The following is a 25,136-nucleotide window of genomic DNA, read 5'->3' on the forward strand; positions in this document are numbered from 1 at the left end:
GGCGGTTTTTCCTGCCTCAGTCCTGTTGCGGGTCGACGACGGGATTCAGCACGAACCAGTCGGCGGGGTCCAGCGTTTCATTGCCCTGGCGCAGCTCCAGATACAGCGTTTCGCTGCGTCCGGCCTCGACGCCCTGGGCGGCATCGGCGACGAATTGCGACCCGAACTCCTGGGCGGGGGCTTCGGCGCCCCCCATCAAACCCACCGGATCGCCCGCCTTCAGAACGTCGCCCACTTCTCCAAAGACCTGCGACAGGCCTGCAAAGATCATAAGATAGCCGCGCGCGGGCTCGACAATCATCACATTGCCGTAATCCAGGAACGGCCCGCGATAGCGGATTGTCGCAGGCCACGGCGTCTGCACCAACGCCGCGGGTGCGGTGGCGATGACCCAGCCCGGACGGCTGACCCCCGCCGCGTCCGGTTCGTCATAGGGGCGCAGCACGGTGCCTACGACGGGCAGGGCCAGACTGCCCTTCGCGCCCTCGAAATCGTCCATGGGCGCGCCCACGTCCTTTTCCATCCGTGCGATGCCGGTCGCGAAATCGTCCAGGCTCTGCGCGGCGCCGCGCAGTTCCTGCAGTTCCTCGGGGTCCTCGGCGTATCGCGCGGGCATCGAACTGCGGTCGGTCACGGCGCTGGCCAGCAGTCGGCGCGCCTCCTGGACGCTGTCCAGACCGCTGCCCAGCATGCCCGCGGCGTTCGACTGCAACTGACGGACGGTGGCGATCTCGTCCAGGTCGGCCTGCAGGGCCTCGGCCTCGGCGCGCAGGCCGGGGGTGACGCCCGACAGGATCATCCCCGACCGCGCATTGGCCAGCGCCCCCGCGGGGTGCAGCAGCATCGTCGATTCGGGGCTCTGCTGCAGCGCGGTCATCGCGCCCAGCACGCGGGCCAGCTGGTCGCGCTGCGCCTCGAACCGGTCGCGCAGCTCGGCCTCGCGGCCGCTGGCCTGACGCAGACCGCCGCGCAGGGCGGCCAGGCCCAGTTCGTATCCGCGGATCACCTCGGTCAGGGCCACGACCTGATCATCGGCGCTGACCGCCTCGGCCAGCTGGCCGATGGCCGCGCGCAGCAGGGCGGCGGCGGCCTCGGCATCCGCGACCGCCTGATTGGCGGGGCTGGTCTGCGCGCCGGCGGGACCGGCAAGGGCGGCGCACAGCGCCAGGACAAGGCGGGTCTTCATCGGATGATCAGGCTTTCCCCGGTCATGTCGGCGGGCTGGTCCAGCCCCATCAGCGCCAGCACCGTCGGCGCCAGATCGGCCAGCCGCCCGTCGCGCAGCCCGGTGACCCCCGGCGCGCCATAGACGATGACCGGCACCGGGTTCAGCGTATGCGCGGTATGCGGCCCGCCGGTGACCGGATCGATCATCTGTTCGCAATTGCCGTGATCGGCACAGATCACCGCCGCACCGCCCACAGCGTCCAGCGACTCCAGCATGCGGCCCAGACCACGATCCACCGCCTCGCAGGCGCGCGCGGCGGCGTCCAGATCGCCGGTATGACCGACCATGTCGGGGTTGGCATAATTCACCACGATCAAGTCGTACCCCTCCCCGATCACCCGGACCAGCGTGTCGGTGACCTCGACGGAGGCCATTTCGGGTGCCAGATCATAGGTCGCGACCTTGGGGCTTTGCGGCATGTGGCGGTCCTCGCCGGGTTCCGGCGTTTCCTTGCCGCCGTTCAGAAAGAACGTCACATGCGGGTATTTCTCGGTCTCGGCCAGACGGAACTGGCGCAGGCCCTGTGCCGCGACCCAGGCCCCCAGGGTGTTCTCGACCTGCCTCTTGGGAAAGGCCGCCTGCATGAAACTGTCGTGCCGGGTCGAATAGTCGACCATGCCCAGCATTGCGGCCCACCGTGGCCGCGCGGCGGCGTCGAAGCCGTCAAACTCCGGATCGCCCAATGCCGACAAAATTTCGCGCGCGCGGTCGGCGCGAAAATTCAGGCAGAACACCCCGTCCCCGTCCCGCGCGCCCGCATAGCCGTCGATGACAAAGGGCGGCACGAACTCGTCCATCTCGCCGCGCGCATGGGCGGTGGCGATGGCGGTCGCAGCGTCGGGCGCGGCCTCTCCGCGTCCCGCCACGACGGCGTCGAACGCGCGCTGCACCCGCTCCCACCGGGTGTCGCGGTCCAGCGCGTAATAGCGTCCGACCACGGTGCCGATCCGCGCTCCTGCGGGCAGGCCGTTCTGCAGTGTGGCCAGGAAACCCGGCGCCGAATCCGGGGCGACGTCACGGCCATCGGTGATCGCGTGGATCACCACCGGAACGCCCGCCCCGGCCACGACGCGGGCCGCTGCCAGCACATGGACGATGTGACCGTGCACGCCGCCGTCGGAAATGACGCCCATCAGATGCGCGGTCCCTCCGGTGGCCTTCATCCGGTCGATGAAGTCCAGCAGCGGGGCGTTCTGCGCAAAACTGCCATCCTCGATCGCCAGGTCGATCGCGCCCAGATCCATCGCGACCACGCGGCCCGCGCCGATATTGGTGTGCCCCACCTCGGAATTGCCCATCTGGCCACGAGGCAGGCCCACGTCGGGCCCATGAGTCACCAGCGTCGCATGCGGGCAATCGCGCATCAAGCGGTCGAAATTCGGGGTCGCCGCCCGGTCGGGGGCGCTTTGTTCGGGGCGCAAGGACTGGCCCCAGCCGTCAAGGATGCACAGGATCACGGGTTTGGTCATCGGAGCCTCGTGGTTTTGCCCTTACTTACGCGTCGCGGGCGGCGGCGGCAACCAAGCCGACCTATGCCCGGTGATAGGGCGACCCGGCCAGGATCGTGGCGGCGCGATACAGCTGTTCGGCCAGCATCACGCGGACCAGCAGATGCGGCCAGACCATCCGGCCCAGGCTGATCTGCCAATCGGCCCGCATGCGCAGCGACGGGTCCAGCCCGTCCGCCCCGCCGATCACGAAGCACACGTCGCGCGCCTGATCGCGCCAACCCGCCAGCCGCGCCGCGAATTCCGGCGATGTCGGCTGATCGCCACGCTCGTCCATCATCACCACCGCCGCGCCGGGCGGGATGACGCGGGACAACAGTTCCGCCTCGGCGGCCATGGTGCCGGCGCGACGATCCTCGACCTCGACGACTGACACGGCCGGCAGCCCAAGGCTGCGGCCGGTCTTGGCAAAGCGTTGCAGGTAATCGGCGACCAGCGCCGCCTCGGGGCCGGTCTTCAGTCGCCCCACGGCGGCAATGTCGATCCGCATGCGTGCGGATCAGTCCTGCGGCTGATAGCTTGACGGTTGGGCGGGCTCGCGCACGCGGGCCAGCGCATCGGCGGGCAGCCACATCTTTTCCAGCTGATAGAAATCGCGGACCTCGGGGCGGAACACGTGAACGATCACGTCATCGGTGTCGATCAGCACCCAATCGCCGGCATCCTTGCCCTCGATCCGGGGGCTGCGGCCGGTGACCTGCTTGACCCGTTCGGCCAGCTTTTCGGCGATGGCACCCACCTGGCGCGAGCTGCGCCCCGAGGCGATGACCATGTGGTCGGCAATGGCCGTGCGTCCGCGCAGGTCGATGCTGACGACCTCTTCGGCCTTGTCGTCATCTAGGGAATTCAGCACCAGGGCCAGCATGTCGTCGCTGGTATGCTGGCTGGTCTGCTGGGTCGAGGTCGGCCGACCGGCCGACGGGGCGTCTTGTGACAGGGTGTGATCCTCCGGTCCGCGCGCCGATGACCCCCGGCGCAGGGGTTCCCCCAACATAGCATCTTTTTGGCCCGTCTCAATCTCTCGCAGCATTTTCCTTGGGGCGGTCCCGCTTGCCAGCGGGCGAATGCTGGCCTAATCTGGCGCGATGATGCGTTATTTCGACATTCATGACCGTGCGCGCCTGCCGGGCCGCTTCTACGGAGAGATGCTGGGCGTGACCGCGCAGGGCTGACGGCGGCCGCCTGTCCGCCCCTTTGCATCACAGCCGAAAGACCTCAGCCATGACCCCCGCACGCACGCTTTACGACAAGATCTGGGACGCCCATGTGGTGGACCGCCAGAAAGACGGCACCTGCCTTCTGTATATCGACCGCCATCTGGTCCACGAAGTGACCAGCCCGCAGGCCTTCGAGGGGCTGCGCATGACCGGCCGTACGGTCCGCGCGCCCGAACGCACCATCGCCGTGCCCGATCACAACGTGCCCACCACGCTGGATCGCCAGCAGGGCATCGATAATGCGGAATCGCGTATCCAGGTCGATGCGCTGGACCGCAACGCCCGCGAATTCGGGGTGGTCTATTATCCGGTGAACGACATCCGCCAAGGCATCGTGCACATCGTCGGTCCCGAACAGGGCTGGACCCTGCCCGGCATGACCGTCGTCTGTGGCGACAGCCACACCGCGACCCATGGCGCGTTCGGCGCGCTGGCCCATGGCATCGGCACCTCCGAGGTCGAGCATGTGCTGGCGACCCAGACCCTGATCCAGGGCAAATCCAAGAACATGAAGGTGGAAATCACCGGTCGGCTGGCGCCCGGCGTGACGGCCAAGGACATCGTCCTGCGCATCATCGCGGAAACCGGCACGGCGGGCGGCACCGGCCATGTCATCGAATATTGCGGAGAGGCGATCCGCAACCTGTCGATGGAAGGCCGCATGACCATCTGCAACATGGCAATCGAGGGCGGCGCACGCGCGGGCCTGATCGCCCCGGACGAGGTCACCTTCACCTACGTCAAGGGCCGCCCCCACGCGCCCAAGGGTGCCCAGTGGGAGGCCGCGGTCGCGTGGTGGAAGACACTGTTCAGCGATGACGGCGCGCATTTCGACAAGGTCCTGACCATCCGTGCCGAGGACATCGCCCCCACCGTCACCTGGGGCACCAGCCCCGAGGATGCGCTGCCCATCACGGCAGCGGTTCCCGACCCCGACAGCTTTGGCGGCGGCAAGGTGGACGCGGCGCGCCGCAGTCTGGATTACATGGGCCTGACCGCCGGGACGCCGCTGACCGATATCGCCATCGACGCGGTCTTTATCGGCAGCTGCACCAACGGCCGGATCGAGGATCTGCGCGCCGCCGCCGATGTGCTGCGCGGTCGCAGGCTGGCACCGGGCGTGCGCGGCATGGTCGTGCCGGGATCGGGCCTGGTGCGCGCCATGGCAGAGGAAGAGGGGCTGGACCGGATTTTCCTCGATGCGGGTTTCGAATGGCGGCTGGCCGGATGTTCGATGTGTCTGGGCATGAACCCCGACCAGTTGAAACCGGGCGAACGCTGCGCCGCGACCAGCAACCGAAACTTTGAGGGCCGCCAGGGCTACAAGGGCCGCACCCACCTGATGAGCCCGGCGATGGCCGCAGCCGCCGGCGTCACCGGACGCCTGACCGACATCCGCGAATTCGCGCACGAACCGGCCTGAGGACATCATGGACAGTTTCACCACCCTGACCGGCATCGCGGCCCCCATGCCGCTGGTCAACATCGACACCGACATGATCATCCCCAAGCAGTTCCTGAAGACCATCAAACGGTCCGGCCTTGGCGTGAACCTGTTCGATGAGATGCGCTATGACCGCGAGGGACAGGAAATCCCCGATTTCGTCCTGAACAAACCCGCCTATCGCGATGCCCAGATCCTGATCGCGGGTGACAATTTCGGCTGCGGGTCGTCGCGCGAACACGCGCCATGGGCATTGCTGGATTTCGGCATCCGCTGCGTCGTGTCGACCAGCTTTGCGGATATCTTTTTCAACAACTGCTTCAAGAACGGCATCCTGCCGGTGGTCCTGCCACAGGACGCCGTTGACGCGCTCATGCGCGACGCGGAAAAGGGCGCGAACGCCCGCATCAGCGTCGATCTGGAATCCCAGACCGTCACCGGTGCGGACGGCACCGCCTATGCCTTCGACATGGACCCGTTCCGAAAGCACTGCCTGATGAACGGGCTGGACGATATCGGTCTGACGATGGAAAAGGCCCCCGCTATCGACACGTTCGAAACGCAGATGTCCCAGGCCCGCCCTTGGGTCTAAGGGCGCTTGGCCTGGCGCTGCTGCTGGCGACCCCGGCGGCGGCGGACACGCTGCGCATCGCCACCTGGGACCCCGGCCTGTCGCGCAACGGGCCGGGTCTTCTGCTTCGCGACATCATGGCGGACGATCCACAGGTGCTGGCCGCGGCGCGGGTGATTACCCATGCGGCACCAGATGCGATCCTGCTGACCGGGCTGGACTGGGACCTGGATAATCGCGCGCTGACCGCATTCGCAGACCTGCTGGCCGAACACGGCCATGCGATGCCGCACCAGTACGCGACCCAGCCCAATCGCGGCCTGCCCACCGGCTTGGATCTGGACGGCGACGGGCGCGCAGGCCGGTCCCGCGACGCGCAGGGCTATGGCGCCTTCACCGGACAGGGGGGGCTGGCGGTGCTGTCGCGCCTGCCCATCGCGGGTGCCACCGACCACAGCGCGACGCTGTGGCGCGACCTGCCGGGCAACCGGATGCCTGTCAGCCCCCATGCCGACATCCAGCGCCTGTCCAGCACCGCGCATTGGGACGTGGCGCTGACCACGCCCGCGGGCCCGCTGCACCTGCTGGCACTGGCCGCTACCCCGCCGGTTTTCGAAGATCGCAACCCCGCCCGCAACCATGACGAGGTCACCTTCTGGCTGACCCACCTGCCCAATGCGCCCTTTGTCATTCTGGGCAACCTGAACGTCGATCCGCAGGATGGCGATGGCGACCCGACCACGCTGACGGCATTGGCCGCAGTCACGCAGGATCCCCAGCCCCGCGGTGCATGGCAGCCCCCGCAGACCGGGCCGAATGCCGGCCAGCGGGGTGATCCCGCGCTGGACACGGCAGAATACGACCGCACGCCGGGCAACCTGCGGCTGGACTATGTCCTGCCTGCGCAGGGGTTGTCGGTGGTGGCGTCGGGCGTTCTGTGGCCCGCGCCCGACGATCCGCTGGCGGAACAGGTGGCGCTGGCCTCGCATCGCAGGCTGGTCTGGGTCGACCTAGACCTGGAATGAGGTGACGGCCCCCCAGGCCGCATCCAGATCGTCCCCCGTCACGCAATAGGGCGGCAGCACATAGACCGTGTTCCCCAAGGGCCGCAGCAGCACGCCGCGGTCCATGCAGTGCGCCCGCATCCGAGGCCCGACCTTGGACAGATAGCCGCCTTGGGGGACGACCAGATCGGCCGCCGCGATGGTCCCGCATTGGCGGATGTTCGTGAACCGCCCGTCCAACGCCGCCAGCCGTTCGGCCTGCATCGCCGTCAGCGCGTCCAGCCGCGCCTGCATCGGGCTGGCCTGCCACAGCCGCACCTGCGCCAGCGCCGCCGCGCAGGCGATCGGGTTCGCGGTATAGCTGCTGGAGTGATAAAAGGTCCGCCGCCGGTCTGCGGACCGATGCGCGTCAAAGATGCGACCGGTGGCCAGCGTCGCCGCCAGCGGCACAACGCCCCCGGTCAGACCCTTGCTGGTACACAGGATATCGGGCGCGACGCCCGCATGATCGCAGGCCCACAGCCGCCCGGTGCGGCCCCACCCGGTCATCACCTCGTCCGCGATCATCAGCACGTCGTACCGGTCGCAGATCGCGCGCAGCCCGGCCAGCACCTTTGGCGCATACATCCGCATGCCCCCCGCACCCAGAACCAGCGGCTCCAGGATCAGCGCGGCCATGCGGCCCGACGCGGCCAGCTCCTCGAACGCGGCCAGCGTTGCGGCCCCGTCGCCGTCGGGGAACGGCAGCCGGTCCACCCCGAACATCAGCGGATCATAGGCGGCGTTGAACACGCCCCGTTCGCCCACGCTCATCGTGCCGATCGTATCGCCGTGATAGCTGTCCTCGATCACGGCGATGCGGTGGCGGCCGTCGCCTTCGTGGCGCCAGTATCCCAACGCCATCTTCAGCGCGACCTCGACCGCGGTCGATCCGCTGTCGCTGAAAAACACGTGGTCCAGCCCGGCGGGCGTCATCGCCACCAGCGCCTCGGCCAGTTCTTCGGCGGGGGCATGGGTCAGGCCTGCAAAGATCACCTGGTCCAGATGCCCCGCGGTCTGGCGGATCGCCTCGACGATCTGGGGCTGGTTGTGGCCATGCGTGACCACCCACCAACTGCTGATCCCATCCAGCAATGGCCCGCGATCGGTCTGGATATGCGCGCCATGGGCGCTGATGGCGCGTGGAGGAGCGGGTTCGGTGCCGTGCTGAAAGAACGGATGCCAGACGGCGCTCATGTGAAATCCTCCGCCCGGAACGCGGCCTGCATGGCAGCGGACAGGCTGTTTCGGTCCAGCGGGTCCAGTACGGGCAGCCGCCCCAGCACCCTGACGCGACCCAGATCGCCGATGGTTGCCATGTTGTCGTCATTCGCGGGGCCGACGAATGCCACGCCATGCACCGGCACCCCGCGCGCGCGCAGGCTCTCCAGCGCGGTCAGGCTGTGGCTGATCGTGCCCAGGCCCGTGGCGCAGACCACGATCACCGGCACCTGCCAGCGCGCGAACAGGTCCGCGAACAGCATCTGGCGCGTGACGGGGACCAGCGCGCCGCCCGCCCCCTCGATCACCAGCCGCGCGGCATCGGGCGGGGTCCAGACCGCAGGGTCCAGCGTGACGCCCGCCAGCTCCGCCGCGCGATGCGGCGACAGCGGCTGTGGCAGTAGCACGGCCTCGGGGTGGGTGCGGGCGTCGGACAGCCGCTCGACCTCGGCGCGGTCGGTGCCGGGTTGGGCCGCTGTACTTCCGTGACAGGCGGCAACGGCATCATTCACAACATTCCCCGCTAGCCCGGATTGCACCGGCTTCCAGTAATCCGCCCCGATCAGCCCGCACAGGCCAGCCGCAAAGACCGTCTTGCCGACATCGGTTCCAGTGCTTGTGATCACGTATCGGGCCACAGTTCCTCCAGCGTCTCGGCCAGCCGCAGCACGTCCGCGCGGGTGGCGTTCAGGGTCAGCGACACGCGCAGCCGCGACGTCCCCTCGGGCACCGTCGGCGGGCGGATGCCGCGCACGTCAAAGCCGCGCGCCTGCACCTGTGCGGCCAAGGCCATCGTTTCGGCATTTGATCCGACGATCAGCGGCACGATCTGGCTGCCGCTCAGCGGGACCTGCGGCAGGCGCCGCGCCATCTGGTCGTGGAAGGCCGCGACATGCCCCGCCAGCGTCGCCGGCCGCCAGGGTTCGTCCTGCAGCATCGCCAACGATTCCAGCCCCGCAGACGCCATCAGCGGCGACGGCGCGGTGGCAAAGATAAAAGGCCGACAGCGGTTGACCATGAAATCGATCAGCACCCGCGCCCCGCAGATCAGCGCGCCAGACCCGCCCAACGCCTTGCCAAGCGTGTGCAGCGTCACGACGTTGTCGCGCCCCTCCAGGTGATGGGCCAGCCCGCGCCCCTGCGGGCCGAAAACGCCGGTGGCATGCGCCTCGTCGATCAGCAGAAAGCCGTGCGCATCCGCCAACCGCATCAGATCGTCCAGCGGCGCGCGGTCGCCGTCCATGCTGTACAGGCTTTCGACCGCGATCCAGATCGCGCCGGTGTTGCCCGCCCGGCGCCAGGCCGTGATCACGTCCTCGGCGTGGCCGACATCGCCGTGGCGGAAACTGGCGACCTCGGCCCGTCCGGCGCGGGCGCCCTCATGCGTGCTGGCATGGGCCAGCGCATCCATCAACAGCAGGTCGCCCCGCTGCGGCAGGGTCGTGATGACAGCAAAATTGGCGACATAGCCGCCGCCGAACCCCAGTGCCGCCCCGGCCCCAAAGTACCGCGCGGCGGCATCCTCGAATCCGGCCTGCTGGTCGGTGTTGCCGCGCAAAAGGCGCGACCCCGCCGCCCCGACCGGGACGCCCCGCCCCAATGCCCGGCGTACCGCGGCCCGCATCCTGTCGCTTTGCGCCAGACCCAGGTAATCGTTCGATGAAAAGTCGATCCCCCGGCGTTCGGCCAGACTGCGCAGCCGCGCATCGCCCGCCAGACCCTGCAGGTCGCGTCGATAGATCGCCAGCCGGTCCAAGCCGCGGGCCCGACCCTAGCGCAGAATCGGAATGGCCGGATCGGCGGCCAGCAGCTCGGCGCGCCGCGCCGCATCGGGATGATGCTCGTGCGCCTGCATCGGCTGCAGGCCCAGCTTGGCAAACAGGCGCATGTCGCTTTCCTCTTCTGGGTTATCCTTGGTCAACAGCGTGTCGCCCACGAAGATGGAATTGGCCCCCGCAAAGAAACACATCGCCTGCATCTCGTCGGACATCGCGGTGCGGCCTGCGGACAGGCGGACATGGCTCTGGGGCATCATGATGCGCGCGGTGGCGATCATGCGAACGAAATCGATGGGGTCCACGGGGGCGGCATCGGCCAGGGGCGTGCCCTCGACCGGTATCAGCATGTTGATCGGCACGCTTTCGGGCGCGACGGGCAGATTGGCCAGCGTCACCAGCATGTCGACGCGGTCCTGCGGACCCTCGCCCAACCCAAGGATGCCACCGGAACACACCTTGATGCCGGCCTGCCGGACGGTGTCCAGCGTGTCTAGCCGGTCGGCAAAGCTGCGCGTGGTGATGACGTTGCCGTAATGCGCCTCGGAGGTGTCGATATTGTGGTTGTAATAGTCCAACCCGGCATCGGCCAGCTGACGCGACTGGTCCGCGTCCAGCATGCCCAAGGTCATGCAGGTCTCCATCCCCAGGGCCTTGACGCCCTCGACCATGGCGACGATCTGCGGCATGTCGCGCGCCTTGGGGCTGCGCCAAGCGGCCCCCATGCAATAGCGCGTGGCACCGGCGTCGCGCGCGCGCCGCGCCTCGGCCAGCACGCGTTGCACCTCCATCAGCTTTGACGCCGACAGGCCGGAATCGTGGCGCGCCGATTGGCTGCAATAGCTGCAATCCTCGGGGCAACCGCCGGTCTTGATCGACAAAAGGCGGCTCAGTTGCACGCGGTTGGGGTCGAAATGCTGGCGATGCACGGTCTGCGCCTGAAACAGCAGATCCATCAGCGGCAGGTCAAAGACGGCGCGCGCGCCCTCGGCGGTCCAGATCTTGCGGTGGCTGTCGGTGTTCGGATCGCTGTGCAGCATGGCTTTTCCCCGTGGCTTGGTCCTGTGCCTAGCATCCCGGTCGCAGCCTGTCCAATCCCGCCGAGGGGGTCAGTATTTCTCCTTGCGACGACGTTCGGCCTCATCCTGACCCAAGCCCAGCAGAGCCTCGGCACGGCCGAATTCCCGGGCAGCCTGCTGGCGGGCGATCTGAAACCGCGGCAGCATCCGCTGCAACTCCTGATCGGCATGGCGCAATTCACGCGCGGCCCGCCCGGCCTGGGCATTGGCGATGCGCGCCTCGGGCAGGGTCAGGGGCGCGGTGCTGTCATAGCTTTGCGCCAGCGCGGCCTGCAGCGAATCGATACGCTGGCGCGCGACGGTCATGTGGGCGTTGAACGCCGCGAACATCTTGAGTTGCCGCTCGGCCTTCAGCCGTGCGATGCGTTCCAATTGCTGCAGTTGCTTGATCGTGTCTACCATCCGGCACGGGCCTTCTGTCGCATCTTTTCGGCAAAACGGATCGCGGCGGCGACAGCGGCGAAATGCGCGCGGTCGATCTCGCCGCCGACTTTGACCTGCGCGTGGATCGCACGGGCACAGGGCGGGTCGGACCAGATTGGCACGCCAGCCTCGGTCGCCTTGGCGCGGATGCGGGCGGCAACCTCGTCGGTGCCCTTGGCCACGCAGATGGGCGCGCGGCCCGACCCGCGCGACCATTTCAGCGCCACGGCGTAATGGGTCGGGTTGACGATGATCACATCCGCGGTGGGTACGTCGGCCAGCATCTGCTTCATCGCGATGTCGACGGCGCGCTGGCGGCGGGCGCCCTTCATATGCGGATCGCCTTCGGAGTCCTTGAATTCGTCCTGCATTTCCTGCCGGCTCATCCGGTTCTTGCGGCGGTGGTCGAACCATTTCCACAACATGTCTGGCACCGTGAAGATGATCGACACGACCAGCCCCAGCATCAGCACCTGCCCCAGAATCGAGCCAAGGGCCGCAACCCACTGCCCATCCGCCATGGCCGAGGCCGCGATCCGATCCAGCAGCGACACGAACAGGAACCAGCCCCCCGCACAGACCAGCCCCGCCTTGCCCAGTGAAAACGCAAAGGTTACCAAGCCATCCTTGCCGAATTTCTGGGCTGCGTTTTTGACCGGATTGATGCGTTTGATGTCAAATGCCAGCTTTTGGGGCGAAAAGATCAGCGCGCGCGTGGCGATCAGACCCAGCAGGATCGCCCCCATCACCAGCGCGGCCAGCCCGATCGTGGCTGTTGCCGCATAGGCGGCCAAGCCGCGCGCAATCGGGGCGGGTCCGCTGTCGGACCAGCCTTCGGCGCCCAGCGCGCGCGTGGCCATTGCCAGCCATTGTCGCACCGCGAACCCGGCCATGACCGAAAAGGCCAGGAACGCGCCCAGATACATCATCGTCACGTTCAGTTCGGTCGATCGGGGGATATCGCCCTTTTCGCGCGCGCGCTGCAGCTTTTGGTCGGTGGCCTCGAACTGCTTGTCGTCGGTATCCTCGCTCATCTCCGATCCTTCATGGCAGTGCCGGCAGCATGAAGCGCAACACCGCATCGGCCCAGATGCCGACCAGCAGTGGCGCCAGAATCACCAGTCCCATCAGTGCCAGCAGGATGGACGCGGGCGCACCAATGAAGACGACCGGCAAGGCTGGCATCACGCGGTTGATGACCCCCGACAGGGCCTGGTACAGGAACCCGCCCAGGGTAAAAGGCGCGGCCAGCATCATTGCCAGCCAGAAGGTGTCGGCGACCATCCGCACGATTGCCATCACCAACCCCTCGATCTGGGGCAGGTCGGCGGGTGGCCACAGGCGCAGGCTGTCGGCCATCAGTTCGACGATCATGACAGGCAGGCCCATTGCCATCAGAACCGCCATGCCCGCCAGGTGCAGCATGTTGCCGATAGGATGGGGCGACATTTCGTTCTGGATACCCATGATCTGTGACAGCGACGCGGTCGCGGCGATGGCCGTGGTCGCGATATCGATGGCGATCGTCAGCAGCCGCAACATGATGCCCGTAGCAAAGCCCAGCACCATCTCCACTACGACCTGCGCGATCATGCCCAGGGGCTGCGAAGGCACCTGCGGCCCCGGCGCGATGCCCGACAGCAACGGCGCCAGCGACAGCGCAATCGCAACCTTGACCCGGGCCGAAATCACGCGCTCGCCAAGGCCCGGCAGGGCCACCACGCAAGCCTGCACGCGAACATAGACCAGCACCAGCGCCCAGTCCAATCCCGGCACGATGGCCTGCAGCTGGTCCCACATCACGCAGCCTCGACCGTGCCCAGCAGACGCAGTTCGGCGGCGGGGTCGATCTCTTCCAGGCCCAGGACGGGGACCGTCATGCCGTTGGCACCCAGCACCGCGCGGACCATGCGCCGACGGTGGTCGGGGGCGACCAGGACAGTGCGGGCGACCGGTTCGGCCAGCGACAGGGCGCGGCGCACGGCCTCGACCAGCTTCTTGGACATGGCGGGGGTCATGGCCCCGCCACCGGCACGACCGGTTTCCGCATCGGCGCGCACGAACTCTGCCTCCCAAGCCGGGTGCAACTGCAGGGCGGCGATGCGCCCGGCCTCGTCCGAATACTGCTGGGTGATCTGGCCGCGCAGGCGCTTGCGCACCAGTTCATAGATCGTCTCGGCCGACTCCACGCTGCGGAATTCGCAGATGGCATCCACGATAAGCGGCAGGTTGCGGATCGAGATCCGCTCCTCCAACAGGGCGCGCAGGATTGCCAACAGGGTCTCGGGGGTCACTTTTTCCGGCATCATCGCGTCGAAATACTTACGATAGCGTTCGGCGCGCCCGGTATCGGACAATGTCTTCAGCTCCTCGATCTGCCGCTGCATCGCGCCCAAGGTCAGCAGCGCGGGCAGGTTGGCCTTGACGACTTCCATCAGGTGCGTGGACAGGACCTCCATCGGGGTGACGACCGTCGCGCCCATGGTTGCCGCATCCTCCTGATCCGCCGGGTTGATCCAGCGGGCGGGGCTGGAATAAACCGGCTCTCGGACGGCGACGCCGCGCAGGTCGGCCAGCACCGCATCGGGACCAAGCGCCAGGATCTCGGCCGGGCGCAGGGTACCGCGGCCACGGATGACGCCATGGATGCGGATCTGGTAATCGCCTGGCGGCAGGTCGTCCGTGTCGGTGATGCGTACATCCGGCAGGATCAGGCCAAAGCTGCGGGCGATGTGGATGCGCAGGTTGGTGATGCGACTGCCCAGGCCCCGCGCCTGGTCCAGCGCGGTCACGATCAGGTCCGATCCGATCTCGACGCTGATGTCGTCGGTATCAAGCACGTCCCCGATGCGGGCGGCGGGCTTGATACCGCTGTCGCCCAAGGGCAGATCCGGCAACGTCTCGGCCGCGATGCGCTGTTTCTGCGCGATCCGCCAGGCCATGAAGCCCATCCCCGCGGCTATCCCAAGAAACAGCGGTTTTGGCATCCCCGGCACCAGGGAGATTACGGCCATAGCCGCCGCAACCATCGCGGCAGGCTGCCAGCTGCGCACGAATTCGTTCGACATCAGCCCAGCTGTTGTCTCTGTTGCACCGCCCCGCGACAACAGCAGTGCCGCCGCCATCGAGGTGATCAGCGACGGGATCTGGCTGACCAGGCCATCGCCCACCGTCAGGTGGGAATAGGTCGAGGCCGCCTCGCCCAAGGGCATCCCGTGGATCGAGATCCCGACGACCAGGCCGATGCACAGGTTGATCAGCGTGATGACGATTCCCGCCACCGCATCACCCTTGACGAATTTTGACGCACCATCCAGCGAGCCGAAAAAGCTGATCTCGCGCTGTTCCTGGATACGGCGGCGCTTGGCCTCCTGGTGGTCGATGGCGCCGGCGTTCAGATCGCCGTCGATGGCCAATTGCTTGCCCGGCAATGAATCCAGCGCAAATCGGGCGGCAACCTCGGCCATCCGGCCCGAACCCTTTGTGATGACCATGAAATTCACGACAGAGATCACCGCAAAGATCGTGATCCCGACCAGGATCGACCCTCCCGCCACGAAATCCGCGAAACCGTTGATAACAGAGCCCGCGGCCTGCTTGCCATTCTGGCCCTCCGTCAGGATCAGCCGGGTCGACGAGACGTTCAGCGACAGCCGGATGACCAGGCTGACAAGCAGCAGGACCGGAAATGCCTGAAAATCGGTTGGCTTCTCCACGAGAGAGGCCATGACCAGAACCATGACGGCCGTGGCGATGGAAATGGCGATGCCGAAATCCAGCACGCTGGCCGGCAGCGGGATCACCATCGAGATGACGACAAGCACAAGGCCGCCCGTGACCAACAGGGGCGCATCCAGGATCTTGGTGGACTTGCCCGGCAGGGCGGCGATGGGGGTCATTCGCGGGGCTCCGTTCTGGTGGCCGCGGGGCGCAAAAGGTCGTCAAGCGACCAGGGACGTTCTGTCAGCAGGCCGATGCGGCGCAGATAGGCGATCGCCTGCAGGCGATCAGCGCTGTTCATCTGCAACAATGTCACACGATAATCGCGCGGCAGCCCCTGCCCGCTCAGCAGCCAGTCATCGGCGGTCCGGCGGAACCCGTCCAGACCGGCAGCGGCAACAGGACCGGCGGTCAGGCATGCGATCAGGAACAGCGTGCCGATCCGGGTCATCACGCGGCCTTCTTCAGCTCTCTCAGGGCGCCTTCGAGCGTATCGAAGCTGGGACGCACATGTTCAGGGACCGTCTGACGGCCGACCTCGACGCACAGTGTGGTGGCATGCTGATGCAGACCAGCGACCAGGACCGACTTGACGACCTCGTAGAACCCCAGGTCCTGCTTGACGACGGCGCCAAGCCGGTTAGCCAGCGGGGCCACGAACCCATAGGACAGGAACACCCCCAGAAAGGTGCCCACCAGCGCCCCGCCAATCATCTTGCCCAGAACCGAGGGCGGTTGGTCGATCGACGACATGGTCTTGATCACCCCCAGAACCGCCGCAACGATCCCCAGGGCGGGCAGCGCATCCGCCATGTTCTGCAGGGCATGGGGGACGTGCATCTCCTCCTCCTTCAGAACGGCGATGCGGCGGGACAGCATGTCCTCGACCTGATAGGGATCGTCATAGTTCAGACTGGCAGACCGCAGCGTATCGGTAATCAGCGACACGACATGGTGATCTGCAGCCAGCTTGGGGTACGCGGTGAAGATCGGCGATTCGCCCGGATTTTCGACATGCTGTTCCAGCGCCACGGGGTTTTCCTTGGCGATCTTCAGCAGTTGGAACATCAGGCACAGCACGTCCTGGTGATCCTGGGCATTCCATTTCGGCCCCTTGAAGGCGCGGATCAGCCCGCCCAATGTCGCCTTGAGCGTATGCGTGTCATTGCCCAACAGATAGGCGCCGACGGCGGCGCCCATGATCATCATCATCTCGAACGGCAGCGAGTGCAGGATCACCCCCATCTTGCCGCCGGCCAACAGATAGCCGCCAAAGACCATGACAATCGTAAGGAAAATTCCGACGAAACCGAACATTGCGGGGTTCCTTATGGGTTGCGGACGCTGCGCGCGCCCATCTGGGCGGTCAGCAGGGCGGCCTGACGCGGCTCTACCGCGGCAATGATGCGGGCGCCCGTTTCGGGCTGGACGCGCATCAGGATCTCAGCCGCAAAATCGGCCGGCAGGTTGGTCAGAATTGCGGCCGCCTCGGCGGGCTTCATCTGGTTGTACAATGCAATCAGGCGGTCGATGTCGGTACGCACGGCTTGGGTCGCACCATCCTGGCGGGCGGTGATGCTGCCCTTTTGGGCGCGCAGTTCGGCCAGACGTTCGCGCAGCGTAGCCTCTGCCTGCGCCAGCTCCGCCTTTCGGGCATCGATGGATTCCATATAGCGTTCGATGCGCAGCGCGCGATCGCGCAGTTCCTCAGCCAGAGCAACGGCCTCGGGGACATCGCCACAGCCGTCCAGAAGATCGGCGGGCGCGGCGACGGCGGCAAAGACCCGTGACAGATCCTGACCCTGCCAGATCATCGCGCCGGCCGGCAGCGCGAACAGCAATGTCAGCGCAGGCAGAAGATGCCTAGCCATGGGACACCTCGCGCTTGCGCAGGCGGCGGCCCGAAGGCATGGGCTGGGGTGCCTCGGAGGCGGCGGCGCCGATCCGCTGACGCAAGTCCCAGATGGCGCGTTCGCGGCGCGCGGTCTCTATTTCGTCGGCCAGGCGCTCGCTGGCGGCAGTCGCCTCGTCGCGGGCGGACCGGATGGCACGTTCCAGACGATCAACCTCGGCGGCCATGACGGCGATGGCGCCACCAAGGCCGCTTTCCAGGTTGTTCATCCGCCGCAGCCGTCGGGCCAGGGTGGCGCAGAACACCCCAAGGCCCACGCAGGCCGCCAGCAGCATCAGCTGCATCAGTTGCTCCAAGGTCATTTGAATCGAAACTCCGTGATCAGAAGGTCCTTGACCGGCTCTTCGCCCAGGACAAAACGCGTGCGCGTAACCAGTTCGGCGCGGATCACCTCGAGGACGCCGCGCTTTTCATAGGCCGCCGGATCAACACCCGAGAGGAAGGTCGTGAAGGCGTCCGACACGCGCGGCATCAGGTGGGTCACCTCGGATTTGTGTGTCGTGTCGGTCTCGATCGTGGCGGACATGATCAGGCTGCGGGCACGGCCGCCGGGGATCACGATCTCGATCGTGGGCACGTCGATGAATTCGACGGCCATATGCTCGGTCGACGCGACCGGGGCCTCAGGGCCCGAAAGCATGCCGGATGGCGACCAAAATTCCAGATAGCTGGAGGCGAATCCCGCCCCGCCCAGCACAAGCGTCGCCACGAGCGGGATTAGCAACCCCTTCTTTCCGGAGGCCTTTTCGGGGGCTGCCGCAACAATGTCGGTCATCGTGATTCTCCGTCCTGACCAGACCGAAATATCAGGTCGCGACTAACCAAATCTTAACGTGGCCCATGTCATTTCAGGGTCAGACGACCATGACGCGATGATTCGAAAGGAACGGTTTTGCAAAAACTGCAGGACTACTGGAACGAGCGAAGCTCTCGACAGCGGATGATCCTGGGGGCGGCCTTTCTTGGGACGTTCCTGGTGATCGCGGGGTTCGGCTGGATGGCCAGCCGCCCCAGCATGGCCCTGATCTATGGTGGGTTGGACAGCGCGCAGGCCGGCGAGGTCATCGCCGGCATCGAACGCGCCGGCGTTCCCTATGAGGTGCGCGGCGACGCAATCTATGTGGCCGCCGATCAGCGCGACCGTCTGCGCATGGATCTGGCGGCCGAGGGCCTGCCCGCCGCCGGCAGCACAGGGTACGAATTGCTGGACGGCATGTCGGGGTTCGGCACCACGTCGCAGATGTTCGACGCCGCCTATTGGCGCGCCAAGGAGGGAGAGCTGGCGCGAACCATCCTGGCCCTGCCCAACGTCCAGTCCGCCCGCGTCCATCTGGCAATCGAGAGCGGTCGTGGGTATCGCCGTGAGCAGAACGGCAGCGCGTCCGTCACACTGACGACCAGCGGTGGCACGATCACCCGCGAACAGGCCGCAGCGCTGAAATACCTGGTATCATCGGGTGTGCCCGGCATGCAGCCAGACCGCGTGACCGTTATCGATTCGCAGCGCGGCATCATCGCTGCGACCGAGGATCAGACCGGTGCGGACCGTGCGGCCGAGATGAAGCGCAACGTCGAGCGCATCCTGGAACCCCATGTCGGCATCGGCAATGCCATCGTCGAGCTGAACCTAGACCTCTTGACGGAAACCGAGCTGCTGACCGAACAGCGCTATGACCCCGAGGCCCGCGCCCTGATCTCGACCGTGACCGAGGAAACGACGGACGAAAGCAATTCGACCGGAACGGGGGCGGTCACCGCCGCCTCGAACCTGCCCGATGCCGAGGAGCAGCCAAGCGACACCAGCCAAAGCAGTCGCGCCGAGAACCGCACGCAGTCCAATTTCGAGGTCAGCCGCACGACCCGTGAAGTTCAGCGCCAGCCCGGCTCGACCCGCCGCCTGACTGTCGCAGTGCTGGTGAACGGGGTCCCGCAGGCCGGTGCCGACGGAGAGACGACCCTGACTCCGCGTCCCGAGGCCGAGTTGCAGACCCTGCGCGAACTGGTCGCGTCCGCCGTGGGGTATGACGAGGCGCGCGGCGACCAAATCACGGTCAAGTCGCTGCCCTTCGCCGCCTTGGGCGAAAACGGCACCCTTGCCGCACCGGGCTTTCTGGACCGACTGGCGTTGAACGACCTGGCTCGCATCGCGCTGATCGGCTTTTTCGCGCTGGCTGTGATCCTGATGGTGCTGCGTCCAATGATGCGCAACCGTGCGCCCGCCCCGGTCCCGATGCTTGACAACAGCCTGCCACCGATGCCGCCGATGATGAGCGGTCTGACGGGCATGATCGACGATGATGCCTCGCCGGACAACCCGCGGATCGTGCCGATCGAGTTTCCAGGCCTTGAGCAACTGGCGCTACCGCCCGCCGATCCGGTTGCCCGGCTCAAGGCGATGATGAAGGACCGCCATGATGAGAGCGTCAAGATCCTGTCCGGCTGGATCGACAACAAGGAGAAGGTGAATTGAGCCTGGCCCTCTTCAAGCTTGAATCGTTTTCGAACGCGGTTGCAGCCCGCAGGGTCGAGGTGACCTATACCCAGGCCGACCTTGACCAGGCATTTGCCGACGGCATGGCACAGGCCAGCGCGCAGGCACAGGACGATCAGTTGCGCGCATTGGACGCCAGTCTGGCGCAGGTCGCCGCAGGCCTTGCGGCCGACGAGGCCCACCGCCGCCAGTTGCGCCAGGAGGCGGTCGATGCCCTGACCCCGATCCTGCACCAGGTTCTGGATCTGATGGCCCCCCCGCTGTCGTCGCGCCGTCTGGAGGAAGCACTTCAGACTGAACTGACCCATCTGGCACAACGCGCCGCCCCCGTCAGCCTGCGTATCGCGTGCAGCGACCGGTTGGCTGACATGGTTCGCCGCTGCCTGACGCAAGCGGGCCTCGAGGGCATCGACGTCGCGACGGTGCCGCAGGACCTGATCACGGTGACGCTGCAGGGCGGACACATCGACTTTACCCCCGACAGCATCGCGGGCGACATCCGCGCCCTGATCGCGGAAATCACCCAGGAGGACAGCACATGGACGCACTGAAACATCTGATCGACACCGACACCATTCAGGTAGAGGTGACCATCCGCCTTGGCCGAACACGCCAGACGGTCTCGCAGCTGTCCTCGCTGCGCGCAGACGACATCCTGGTCCTGGACCAGGCGATCGAGGACGGGGTCGAGATCTGCGTGGGCGACAAGGTCATCGCGCGGGGTGAACTGACAGGCGACGGCTCGGCCGAGGACCGGCTGTGCGTGCGCGTGCTGGGCGCGACGGGGGCGGCGTGATCCGCGCCGCGGCCCTTGTCGCGGTCGCGGCCCTGTTGCCATCATCGGTGTTGGCACAGGACCTGGGCAGCGCCTTGGGCGAGGGTTTGGGCGACAACGCCGTGATACTGGTCCTGGTGCTGACGGCGCTGTCGCTGGCGCCCGGCATCGCGATCATGGTGACCGCGTTTCCGTTCATCGTGACGGTCCTGTCGATCCTGCGTCAATCCATCGGCCTGCAGCAGTCGCCGCCAAACATGCTGATCGTCAGCCTTGCGATCTTTCTGACCTGGTTCATCATGGACCCGGTCCTGCGCGAGGCATGGACCGTAGCCGGCCTGCCCCTTCAACAAGGTCAGATCGGCATCGCCGAGGCATTCCAGCGTGGCATCGTTCCGTTCGAGGGGTTCATGGCCGCCCGCACCGACCCGGACACCCTGGCCAACCTGGCCGAGATCGCCCCCGGCACCGGACCCGACGACCGCCTGTCCGTGCTGATCCCGTCTTTCATGCTGTCCGAAATTCAGCGCGCATTCGAGATCGGGTTCCTGATCGCGCTGCCTTTTCTGATCATCGATCTGGTCGTGGCGGCGGTACTGATGTCGATGGGCATGATGATGCTGCCCCCGGTGGTGGTTTCGCTGCCCTTCAAGCTGGCGTTCTTTGTCGTGGTCGATGGCTGGGGAATGATCGCAGGCGCGCTGGTGCGCAGTTATGCAACCGGCTGACCCCTGAACGGGATCAGCCGACAAATGTCAGGCGCGGTCGGTCCGCCGCGCGGCCAGTGACTGGACGCCCATCACGGACAGAACCTTGTCCTCGATATGCTGGGCGTTCAGGCAAGAGCTGTCATACATTGCGCGTGGCGCGTCATGGTCCACGAACGCATCCGGCAAGACCATCGACCGGAACCGCAACCCTTGGTCAAAGGCCCCCTCCTCCGCCAGCAGATGCGCAACATGGCTGCCAAAGCCGCCCACGGCACCCTCCTCGATGGTGATCAGCGCCTCGTGGTCGCGGGCAAGCTGCAGGATCAGGTCTCGATCCAGCGGTTTGGCAAAGCGCGCATCGGCCACGGTCGGCGTGATGCCCCGCGCCATCAGCGCCTCGCGGGCGGTCATCACTTCGGACAGGCGGGTGCCAAAGGACAGGATGGCCACGCCCTTGCCCTCGGCGATCATGCGGCCCTTGCCGATGGGCAGGATCTGGCCGCGTTCCGGCATCTCGACTCCGGTGCCCTCTCCGCGCGGAAACCGGAATGCGATTGGGCCGCTGTCATGGGCGGCGGCGGTGGCGACCATGTGAACCAGTTCGGCCTCGTCCGCGGCGGCCATCACGACAAATCCCGGCAGGTTGGCCAGGAACGCGGTGTCATAGGCCCCCGAATGGGTCGGGCCATCCTGGCCCACCAACCCGGCCCGATCGACTGCAAATCGCACCGGCAGGTTCTGGACCGCCACGTCATGCACGATCTGGTCATAGCCACGCTGCAGGAAGGTCGAATAGATCGCGACAAACGGCTTCATGCCCCCCGCGGCCAGACCGGCGGCAAAGGTCACGGCATGCTGTTCGGCAATGCCCACGTCGAAACACCGCCGGGGGAACCGCTGCGCGAACTGTTTCAGACCCGTCCCGTCCGGCATCGCGGCGGTGACACCCAGGATACGGTCGTCGCGCCCAGCCTGGTCGATCAGTGCCTGTGCGAAAACGGCCGTATAGCTGGGCGCGTTCGATTTCGCCTTGGCCTGAACGCCGGTAACGACGTCGAATTTGGCGGTCGCATGGCCCTTGTCCGCAGCGGCCTCGGCCGGGGCATAGCCCTTGCCCTTTTTCGTCACCACATGGATCAGGACCGGACCGTCGGCCCGCGCACGTATGGTGCGCAGCAACGGCAGCAGCTGTTCCATGTCATGCCCGTCGACCGGCCCGATATACGAAAAGCCCAGCTCTTCGAACAGGGTGCCGCCAACGGCCATGCCCTTCAGCATTTCCTTGGCGCGACGCGCCCCTTCCTGCAGGGCGTCGGGCAACAGGCCCACGGCCCCCTTGGCCGCAGCCTTCAGCTCCTGGAACGGACCCCCTGCATAAAGACGCGTCAGATAGGATGACATGGCGCCGACCGGTGGCGCGATGGACATCTCGTTGTCGTTCAGAATTACGAACAGGCGCTTGCCCTCGTGGCCCGCGTTGTTCAGCGCCTCATAGGCCATGCCGGCGCTCATGGCACCGTCGCCGATGACCGCGATCGCGTCGCCCGGATCGCCGCCCAGTTCGCGCGCCATCGCGAAGCCCAGCGCCGCGCTGATCGAGGTCGACGAATGCCCCGCACCGAACGGGTCATAGGCACTCTCTGCGCGCTTGGTGAACCCCGCAAGGCCCCCGCCCATCCGCAAGGTGCGGATGCGGTCGCGCCGCCCGGTCAGGATCTTGTGCGGATAGCACTGGTGACCCACGTCCCAGATCAGCTTGTCGCGCGGCGTGTCGAACACCGCGTGCAGTGCCACGGTCAGTTCCACCACGCCCAAGCCTGCGCCCAGATGGCCGCCGGTCACGCTGACGGCGCTGATCGTCTCGGCCCGCAGCTCATCGGCAAGCTGGCGCAGTTGCCCGTCGGTCAGTGTCTTCAAATCCGACGGCAGGCTAACGCGGTCCAGAATCGGCGTCTTGGGTCGATCGGTCATGGCTGGCCCTCCTCCGGGGCGGGCGTTCAAGTGTCGCGCTCGATAACGAAACGCGCAAGATCGTGCAAGTTCCCGGCGTCATCACCATATTGCGACAAGGCGTCGGTGCCCATGGCGACACGTCGCCGCGCCTCGGCCTGTGCGCCGTCCAGCCCCATCAACGACACAAAGGTCGCCTTGCCGGCATCGGCATCCTTGCCGACGCGCTTGCCGGTCACGGTCTCGTCTCCGGTCACGTCCAGGATGTCGTCGGCGATCTGAAAGGCCAGCCCCAGCGCGACCGCATACTGGTCCAGCGCCGCAGGGTCGTCGCCCGCGATCAGCGGCCCGGCGGTCGCCGCAAAACGGATCAGCGCGCCGGTCTTGCCGCCCTGCAGTTCGGTGATCGCATCCAGGTCCAGCGGCGTCCCCGCAGTTTCCGCGGCAATGTCCAGCGCCTGCCCCCAGACCATGCCCGACGCGCCCGACGCCTGCGCCAGTGCAGACACCAGCCGCACCTGGGCATCGGCCGCACCGATCCGCGGGTCGGTCAACAGATGGAACGCCATCGTCTGCAACGCATCGCCAGCCAGGATTGCGGTCGCATCGGTCCATTTGACATGCACCGTGGGCTGGCCGCGCCGCAGGTCATCATTGTCCATCGCGGGCAGATCGTCATGGACCAAACTATAGGCATGCAGCGCCTCGACCGCCGCCGCCACCGGCAGGGCGGCATCGTCGGACACCCCGTGCAACCACGCCGATTCCATCACCAGAAAGGCCCGCAGCCGCTTGCCCCCCTGGACCGCATAGGCCATCGCATCGCGCAGATCGCCGGGCGGCAATGCCGCGATGGCGCGGTCCAGTTCGGCCTGAACATCGGTCCGGACGCGCGCAAGGCGGTCCTGCATCACATACCCTCGACGGGGGTGGTGCCGGCGGGCTGGCCGTTGGCGGTTAGGGTGATCTTTTCAACCCGCTCCTCGGCCTCGCGCAGGCGGGTCTCGCAATGGGCCCGCAGGGCGGCGCCGCGTTCGTACAGCGCGATGGATTCCTCCAGCGTCGCCTCTCCGGTTTCCAGCTTGCCGACCGTGGCCTCCAGCTCGCGCATGGCGTCCTCGAACGAAAGGGTGTTGATATCGCTCATTGATCGGCCTCCAGCAGCACATCGACATGGGCCCGCACGCTGCGACCCAAGGCACCCAGATCATAGCCGCCTTCCAGGCAGAATACCACCGGTGCCCCGCCCGCCGCCGCCAGGATCTCGCGCGTCAACGCGGCGTAATCGTCGTCGTCCCAGTCCAGCTGTGCCAGCGGGTCGTCGCGATGCGCATCGAACCCGGCCGAGATCAGCACCAACTGCGGCGCAAGGTCGCGCATCCGCGCCAATGCCGTCCGCCATTCCGACAGGGCCAGCACCCCGTCCGATCCCGGCGGCAGCGGCAGGTTCACCACCTGCCCATGCGCGCCCCGTTCGGACACAGCCCCTGTTCCCGGCCACAGCGGCGATTGCTGGCTGGTGATGAACAGCACCCGCGCCTCGTCCCACAACAATGCCTGGGTGCCGTTGCCATGATGCACGTCGAAATCCAGGACCGCGACCCGGTCCAGCCCATGATGATCCAGCGCCCGTTTTGCCGCGATCGCCACCGTGCCGAACAGGCAGAACCCCATCGAAACCTCGGCCTCTGCATGATGCCCCGGTGGGCGCATGGCGACAAAGGCGCTGCGCGCCTCGCCCGCCAGCACCGCGTCGACCGCCGCACAGGCCCCGCCAACGGCACGCAACGCGGGCTCCAGACTGTCGGGCGACAGATGCGTATCGGCATCGATCTGGCGCGTGCCCGCCTGCGGCACCGCATCGCGCAGCCCCTGCAGATAGGCGGCGGGATGGCACCGCAGGACCTCGGCATCGTCGGCCACCGGTGCCTCGCGCCGGTCCAGCGCCAGTCCCTCCAATGCCGCCATCACGGCACCATAACGGGCCACCTGCTCAGGGTGGCCTTCGGGCGTCACATGGCGGCGGGCGCTGTCATGGGAATACAGGATCACGGTCATTCATCTCCTCC

Annotated in this window: 28 protein-coding genes; 7 read left to right on the forward strand and 21 right to left on the reverse strand. The window is 66.7% G+C overall.

The window, feature by feature from the left end; all coding sequences use genetic code 11:
- Nucleotides 1-16: 16 nt before the first annotated feature.
- The 4 genes from ACJJVR_RS07575 to rsfS all read right to left on the reverse strand — a co-directional run bounded on the left by ACJJVR_RS07575 (nucleotide 17) and on the right by rsfS (nucleotide 3,601).
- Nucleotides 17-1,186, reverse strand: coding sequence for a murein hydrolase activator EnvC family protein (locus tag ACJJVR_RS07575; RefSeq protein WP_405403497.1), 1,170 nt, complete (start codon nucleotides 1,184-1,186; stop codon nucleotides 17-19).
- Nucleotides 1,183-2,697: a 2,3-bisphosphoglycerate-independent phosphoglycerate mutase gene (gene gpmI, locus ACJJVR_RS07580; RefSeq protein WP_405403499.1), complete on the reverse strand. Its 1,515-nt coding sequence runs from the start codon at nucleotides 2,695-2,697 to the stop codon at nucleotides 1,183-1,185. Before gpmI ends, ACJJVR_RS07575 begins: the two co-directional genes overlap by 4 nt.
- 61 nt (nucleotides 2,698-2,758) lie before the next feature.
- Nucleotides 2,759-3,226, reverse strand: coding sequence for a 23S rRNA (pseudouridine(1915)-N(3))-methyltransferase RlmH (gene rlmH, locus ACJJVR_RS07585; RefSeq protein ID WP_405403500.1), 468 nt, complete (start codon nucleotides 3,224-3,226; stop codon nucleotides 2,759-2,761).
- Nucleotides 3,227-3,235: 9 nt separating this feature from the next.
- Nucleotides 3,236-3,601 carry a ribosome silencing factor gene (gene rsfS / locus ACJJVR_RS07590; protein ID WP_045982838.1) on the reverse strand — a complete coding sequence of 122 codons (366 nt, stop codon included), beginning with the start codon at nucleotides 3,599-3,601 and terminating at the stop codon, nucleotides 3,236-3,238.
- Nucleotides 3,602-3,957: 356 nt separating this feature from the next.
- On the opposite strand from rsfS, the gene leuC reads away from it, so the two are divergent.
- Genes leuC through ACJJVR_RS07605 form a run of 3 tightly spaced genes read left to right on the forward strand, consistent with a single transcriptional unit; the run spans nucleotide 3,958 to nucleotide 6,993 of the window.
- On the forward strand, nucleotides 3,958-5,376 hold the full coding sequence (leuC, locus tag ACJJVR_RS07595; protein WP_405403503.1) for a 3-isopropylmalate dehydratase large subunit: 1,419 nt from the start codon (nucleotides 3,958-3,960) through the stop codon (nucleotides 5,374-5,376).
- Between the two features lie 7 nt (nucleotides 5,377-5,383).
- Complete coding sequence (gene leuD / locus ACJJVR_RS07600) at nucleotides 5,384-5,989, forward strand: 3-isopropylmalate dehydratase small subunit (RefSeq protein ID WP_405403504.1); 606 nt, start codon at nucleotides 5,384-5,386, stop codon at nucleotides 5,987-5,989.
- Entirely contained in the window at nucleotides 5,980-6,993 is a 1,014-nt protein-coding gene (locus ACJJVR_RS07605; RefSeq protein WP_405403506.1) for an endonuclease/exonuclease/phosphatase family protein, read from the forward strand. Before leuD ends, ACJJVR_RS07605 begins: the two co-directional genes overlap by 10 nt.
- Here ACJJVR_RS07605 and ACJJVR_RS07610 read toward each other — a convergent pair.
- From ACJJVR_RS07610 to fliL, 13 genes are all read right to left on the reverse strand, one after another.
- Nucleotides 6,979-8,208 (reverse strand): adenosylmethionine--8-amino-7-oxononanoate transaminase, encoded by a 1,230-nt coding sequence (locus ACJJVR_RS07610; RefSeq protein WP_405403507.1) that lies wholly within the window; start codon nucleotides 8,206-8,208, stop codon nucleotides 6,979-6,981. The two genes, ACJJVR_RS07605 and ACJJVR_RS07610, sit on opposite strands and share 15 nt — an antisense overlap.
- Nucleotides 8,205-8,858, reverse strand: coding sequence for an ATP-dependent dethiobiotin synthetase BioD (gene bioD / locus ACJJVR_RS07615; RefSeq protein ID WP_405403508.1), 654 nt, complete (start codon nucleotides 8,856-8,858; stop codon nucleotides 8,205-8,207). The genes ACJJVR_RS07610 and bioD overlap by 4 nt, the downstream gene beginning before the upstream one ends.
- Entirely contained in the window at nucleotides 8,855-9,988 is a 1,134-nt protein-coding gene (locus ACJJVR_RS07620; protein WP_405403509.1) for an 8-amino-7-oxononanoate synthase, read from the reverse strand. Before ACJJVR_RS07620 ends, bioD begins: the two co-directional genes overlap by 4 nt.
- 15 nt (nucleotides 9,989-10,003) lie before the next feature.
- Entirely contained in the window at nucleotides 10,004-11,047 is a 1,044-nt protein-coding gene (gene bioB, locus ACJJVR_RS07625) for a biotin synthase BioB (RefSeq protein WP_405403510.1), read from the reverse strand.
- A 69-nt stretch (nucleotides 11,048-11,116) separates the two neighbouring features.
- Nucleotides 11,117-11,488 (reverse strand): hypothetical protein, encoded by a 372-nt coding sequence (locus ACJJVR_RS07630; protein ID WP_405403511.1) that lies wholly within the window; start codon nucleotides 11,486-11,488, stop codon nucleotides 11,117-11,119.
- On the reverse strand, nucleotides 11,482-12,543 hold the full coding sequence (gene flhB, locus ACJJVR_RS07635) for a flagellar type III secretion system protein FlhB (protein WP_405403512.1): 1,062 nt from the start codon (nucleotides 12,541-12,543) through the stop codon (nucleotides 11,482-11,484). Before flhB ends, ACJJVR_RS07630 begins: the two co-directional genes overlap by 7 nt.
- Nucleotides 12,544-12,553: 10 nt before the next feature.
- Nucleotides 12,554-13,309, reverse strand: coding sequence for a flagellar biosynthetic protein FliR (locus ACJJVR_RS07640; protein ID WP_405403513.1), 756 nt, complete (start codon nucleotides 13,307-13,309; stop codon nucleotides 12,554-12,556).
- Nucleotides 13,309-15,408 (reverse strand): flagellar biosynthesis protein FlhA, encoded by a 2,100-nt coding sequence (locus ACJJVR_RS07645; RefSeq protein WP_405403514.1) that lies wholly within the window; start codon nucleotides 15,406-15,408, stop codon nucleotides 13,309-13,311. The genes ACJJVR_RS07640 and ACJJVR_RS07645 overlap by 1 nt, the downstream gene beginning before the upstream one ends.
- Nucleotides 15,405-15,680 carry a hypothetical protein gene (locus ACJJVR_RS07650; protein ID WP_405403515.1) on the reverse strand — a complete coding sequence of 92 codons (276 nt, stop codon included), beginning with the start codon at nucleotides 15,678-15,680 and terminating at the stop codon, nucleotides 15,405-15,407. The genes ACJJVR_RS07645 and ACJJVR_RS07650 overlap by 4 nt, the downstream gene beginning before the upstream one ends.
- Nucleotides 15,680-16,546 carry a flagellar motor stator protein MotA gene (gene motA, locus ACJJVR_RS07655; RefSeq protein WP_405403516.1) on the reverse strand — a complete coding sequence of 289 codons (867 nt, stop codon included), beginning with the start codon at nucleotides 16,544-16,546 and terminating at the stop codon, nucleotides 15,680-15,682. The genes ACJJVR_RS07650 and motA overlap by 1 nt, the downstream gene beginning before the upstream one ends.
- Before the next feature lie 11 nt (nucleotides 16,547-16,557).
- Nucleotides 16,558-17,100 (reverse strand): MotE family protein, encoded by a 543-nt coding sequence (locus ACJJVR_RS07660; RefSeq protein WP_405403518.1) that lies wholly within the window; start codon nucleotides 17,098-17,100, stop codon nucleotides 16,558-16,560.
- Entirely contained in the window at nucleotides 17,093-17,443 is a 351-nt protein-coding gene (locus tag ACJJVR_RS07665) for a hypothetical protein (RefSeq protein WP_405403519.1), read from the reverse strand. Before ACJJVR_RS07665 ends, ACJJVR_RS07660 begins: the two co-directional genes overlap by 8 nt.
- Nucleotides 17,440-17,916 carry a flagellar basal body-associated protein FliL gene (gene fliL, locus ACJJVR_RS07670; RefSeq protein WP_405403521.1) on the reverse strand — a complete coding sequence of 159 codons (477 nt, stop codon included), beginning with the start codon at nucleotides 17,914-17,916 and terminating at the stop codon, nucleotides 17,440-17,442. Before fliL ends, ACJJVR_RS07665 begins: the two co-directional genes overlap by 4 nt.
- Nucleotides 17,917-18,033: 117 nt before the next feature.
- Here fliL and fliF point away from each other — a divergent pair, with 117 nt between their 5' ends.
- The 4 genes from fliF to fliP are packed head-to-tail and all read left to right on the forward strand — an operon-like array spanning nucleotide 18,034 to nucleotide 21,135.
- Nucleotides 18,034-19,611, forward strand: a complete 1,578-nt coding sequence (gene fliF / locus ACJJVR_RS07675) for a flagellar basal-body MS-ring/collar protein FliF (protein WP_405403523.1) — start codon at nucleotides 18,034-18,036, stop codon at nucleotides 19,609-19,611.
- Nucleotides 19,608-20,183 carry a hypothetical protein gene (locus ACJJVR_RS07680; RefSeq protein WP_405403524.1) on the forward strand — a complete coding sequence of 192 codons (576 nt, stop codon included), beginning with the start codon at nucleotides 19,608-19,610 and terminating at the stop codon, nucleotides 20,181-20,183. Before fliF ends, ACJJVR_RS07680 begins: the two co-directional genes overlap by 4 nt.
- Nucleotides 20,171-20,428, forward strand: a complete 258-nt coding sequence (locus ACJJVR_RS07685) for a FliM/FliN family flagellar motor C-terminal domain-containing protein (RefSeq protein ID WP_042245210.1) — start codon at nucleotides 20,171-20,173, stop codon at nucleotides 20,426-20,428. Before ACJJVR_RS07680 ends, ACJJVR_RS07685 begins: the two co-directional genes overlap by 13 nt.
- Nucleotides 20,392-21,135, forward strand: coding sequence for a flagellar type III secretion system pore protein FliP (gene fliP / locus ACJJVR_RS07690; protein WP_405403526.1), 744 nt, complete (start codon nucleotides 20,392-20,394; stop codon nucleotides 21,133-21,135). Before ACJJVR_RS07685 ends, fliP begins: the two co-directional genes overlap by 37 nt.
- 27 nt (nucleotides 21,136-21,162) lie before the next feature.
- Here fliP and dxs read toward each other — a convergent pair whose 3' ends face one another.
- The 4 genes from dxs to ACJJVR_RS07710 are packed head-to-tail and all read right to left on the reverse strand — an operon-like array spanning nucleotide 21,163 to nucleotide 25,125.
- Complete coding sequence (gene dxs / locus ACJJVR_RS07695) at nucleotides 21,163-23,088, reverse strand: 1-deoxy-D-xylulose-5-phosphate synthase (protein ID WP_405403527.1); 1,926 nt, start codon at nucleotides 23,086-23,088, stop codon at nucleotides 21,163-21,165.
- A 26-nt stretch (nucleotides 23,089-23,114) separates the two neighbouring features.
- Nucleotides 23,115-23,978: a polyprenyl synthetase family protein gene (locus ACJJVR_RS07700; RefSeq protein WP_405403528.1), complete on the reverse strand. Its 864-nt coding sequence runs from the start codon at nucleotides 23,976-23,978 to the stop codon at nucleotides 23,115-23,117.
- Entirely contained in the window at nucleotides 23,978-24,214 is a 237-nt protein-coding gene (locus ACJJVR_RS07705; RefSeq protein WP_405403529.1) for an exodeoxyribonuclease VII small subunit, read from the reverse strand. The genes ACJJVR_RS07700 and ACJJVR_RS07705 overlap by 1 nt, the downstream gene beginning before the upstream one ends.
- Complete coding sequence (locus ACJJVR_RS07710) at nucleotides 24,211-25,125, reverse strand: histone deacetylase family protein (protein ID WP_405403531.1); 915 nt, start codon at nucleotides 25,123-25,125, stop codon at nucleotides 24,211-24,213. Before ACJJVR_RS07710 ends, ACJJVR_RS07705 begins: the two co-directional genes overlap by 4 nt.
- Nucleotides 25,126-25,136 lie beyond the last annotated feature (11 nt).

The sequence above is a fragment of the Paracoccus sp. Ld10 genome, assembly GCF_045064235.1.
Lineage (GTDB): Bacteria > Pseudomonadota > Alphaproteobacteria > Rhodobacterales > Rhodobacteraceae > Paracoccus.